Source organism: Leptolyngbya sp. FACHB-36 (assembly GCF_014695955.1).
Lineage (GTDB): Bacteria > Cyanobacteriota > Cyanobacteriia > Leptolyngbyales > Leptolyngbyaceae > FACHB-36.
Window position 1 is genome coordinate 1 of sequence record NZ_JACJPG010000110.1, and the last position, 2785, is coordinate 2785.

The following is a 2785-nucleotide window of genomic DNA, read 5'->3' on the forward strand; positions in this document are numbered from 1 at the left end:
GCGACTAACGCTGTTTTAATCGGTGTGGGAGTTCGTTGGTCCTCTGCGATCGCGGCTGACGCACTGGCAGCACTCATCGCTAACACAACCGGACTCAGGAGTAAAAACGTTTGAACAATCGATTTCATTCTGATTAATCCTCAACCCACTCATCGGTAAAACTGCCAAGCAACGCGTGTGGTCGGACTCTTTACAGACCGACCCAACGTGCTTTATTCACGTGGAAAAAAGCTCTGGGCAACAGCAAGTTGAACTTTAAACGCCACAGTCGCCGACGCCACACTGACTACCACTAGTGCAACGATCGACGGTGCGACAGGTCCAATTACGCTTCCAATGCCTAATCGCTTTCTATGGATATACGAATAACTCTAATGAGAAGCGATTTCCGCTATCATCTTCCTTTAGATAGAGGGAGAGTTAAGTATTCTATCATTGGTCTTATATCCTGCTGTCTTATCGGACACATTTTTGCTTAAAAATTAGTAAAAATAAGGTAAAGATTTAATTAAGACATTAGTAACTCTAAGGCGAACTCGTTGCTGGCAAACGCTTTTAGGGCTACTGTCGCTTTAATTACTCACAGCAGGTATCAGCCCGAAGATAGATGAAGGTCATCTAAGCTCACACTACAACCAAGAAATATTAGATAAATAAAACGTTACAAGTAAGGTGTTGAGGACTGCATGCGCTCTTTACGTCGATTGGCTCAGCGGCTTTCTATTGGCGCGATCGTGCCGTTGGCGCTAGCAACATACAGTCAGCTTGAGCAGCCAGGCATTGCGCAAGCGGCGGATAGCGGCGAACGGGCTGAGGAAGCTGCTAAGCGCGTAGATGATGCGCTGGATAGCAGTCTGACGCTTCAGTCGTTCGATCTCGACGCAGACGGCGAGGGAACGTCTATTTTGTTGACGGGACGAGTTCAGACGGTGCTACAAAAGGCGCTGGCAGAAACCATTGCCAAGCAAACGGCTCCCGATTTTGCGATCGTCAATCGGTTAACAATTCAATAGCGAATCAATCGCTAAACTTTCTCCTGACTCTCGTGCTGCTGAATCACCATTTGGCGCACTAAGTCGGCGTGCTTCTTGGCTTCGTCTGCCCGCTCCTCAAACTGAATTTGCGAGGCAAAGCGGTTTTGGGACTGTGCCTGAACTGCCATTCGCCGTGCCAGTGCGGCTCGCTCTTCGAGAACGCGGATGGCTGACCACAGCGCCGTTTCAAGTGCATCCGCTTGCTCGGAGGCTAAGCTGTCCACCGAGTAGGCATGCCCCGTGTGGCAGCGATAGCGAAGCTGTTTGCCGTCCCGCAGTTCCCACAGCACGCCGCCGCAGTCTGGACAGGTCAGCGGACTGGGACTGCCGGATGCTTGTTCGCCCCGCTCCCGGGCCGCCTTATCCTCAGCTACAATCCTGGCTTCTTGCTCTAGTCCATCATTGGTCATACTGCTGTCCTCTGCCACAGGCTCCTGCACTAATGTCTCGACATACGCGCCAATCTCGCTCGCTGTAAGAATGTGATCAACCTTCGTTGCGGCGATCGCGCTGTTCGGCATTCCATCAAATAGCGCCTCGTTGGGGTCTTGCACTAAGGCAACTCCCCCTTGCCGCTTAATTATTGCCAATCCTGCCGCGCCATCATCCAGCATCCCTGACAAAACGATGCCAATCACTCGCTTACCATAGGCTCGACTGGCAGAGCGAAATAGGACGTCGATCGCGGGTCGGTGTCCGTTCTCGCGGGGACCACGACTTAGGCGAACGCGATCGCGCTCAACAATTAGATGAAAGTCTGGAGGTGCGATATAAATGCATCCTGGCTCGATCGTCGCTTGGTCTTCGGCATGTACCGCAGGCAGGGGACCAGAACGGCTCAGGATCATTGGCAGCATGCTTTTGCTCGATGCTGGAATGTGCACCGCCACAAACACCGCCGCCTGAAGATCGGCAGGTAAGCTTTGAACAACGGCTTTTAGCGCTTCTACGCCTCCTGCCGAAGCACCCATGACAACGACATCCCGACCAAACATTAAACCCATTAGCGATAGCAACAAGGTAACTACCGTCACTCTACTGCAATAGGCACAGATCAGCCTTCCCTCTTCCTGTAGGCTCTGGGCAAACTATGTCGTACACGCATCTCTAATGTTCGGTTGACTGTATCACGTTCTACTAAATCGGTCGCTGAGATCCGATAAGGTCACTTCAGTTTGGCGGTAATCTAAACTACACACCCTTATGCGTCTAGAACAGTTACAAGCGTTTCTGGTTGTGGCAGAAACGGGCAGCTTTCAGCAGGCTGCTCAACGCTGTGGCGTGACGCAATCAGCAGTTAGTCGGCAGATTCAGGGATTAGAGGCAGAGTTGGGCCTGTCCCTGTTCCACCGAAGCGCCCAGGCAAAACTCACCGTGGGGGGCGATCGCTTACTCCCCCGTGCAAAGAAAATCTGTCAAGAATGGCAGAATGCGGTTCAAGAACTCGGCGATTTGGTTGCCGGTAAGCAGCCAGAACTCTGCGTTGCCGCGATTCACTCGATCTGTGCCTATCATCTGCCGCCGATTCTGCAACGCTTTTGTCAGGACTACCCAGACGTGCAGCTACGAGTGACAGCCTTGGGCAGCGATCGCTCCCTCAAAGTGCTGCGGGATGGCTTGGTGGATGTGGCGATCGTGATGAATAATCGCTTTCTCACCAATAGCCCAGAGATGCTCGTTCACGTGCTGTACGATGAACCGATTAAAGTCCTGATGGCGGCGAGTCATCCGCTCGCTGAGTATGACAGCGT

Annotated in this window: 3 protein-coding genes; 2 read left to right on the forward strand and 1 reads right to left on the reverse strand. The window is 52.3% G+C overall.

Translation table 11 applies throughout. From position 1 onward, the window contains the following. Positions 1-686 precede the first annotated feature (686 nt). The gene (locus H6F43_RS01515) at positions 687-1013 is read left to right on the forward strand and encodes a BON domain-containing protein (protein ID WP_190340257.1); all 327 of its coding nucleotides are present in this window, start codon (positions 687-689) and stop codon (positions 1011-1013) included. An 11-nt stretch (positions 1014-1024) separates the two neighbouring features. Here the strand turns inward: H6F43_RS01515 and H6F43_RS01520 are convergent, their stop codons facing one another. After that, on the reverse strand, positions 1025-2038 hold the full coding sequence (locus H6F43_RS01520) for a chemotaxis protein CheB (protein WP_242025240.1): 1014 nt from the start codon (positions 2036-2038) through the stop codon (positions 1025-1027). 199 nt (positions 2039-2237) lie between these two features. Between H6F43_RS01520 and H6F43_RS01525 the strand changes: the two genes are divergently transcribed. After that, positions 2238-2785: LysR family transcriptional regulator (locus tag H6F43_RS01525; protein ID WP_190340258.1), on the forward strand; the 548-nt coding region annotated here is incomplete at its 3' end.

Excerpts from the sequence above, each read along its gene's own strand:
- H6F43_RS01515 (WP_190340257.1), top strand. The coding sequence starts at position 687 with ATGCGCTCTTTACGTCGATTGGCTCAGCGGCTTTCTATTGGCGCGATC.
- H6F43_RS01520 (WP_242025240.1), bottom strand. The coding sequence starts at position 2,038 with ATGGGTTTAATGTTTGGTCGGGATGTCGTTGTCATGGGTGCTTCGGCA.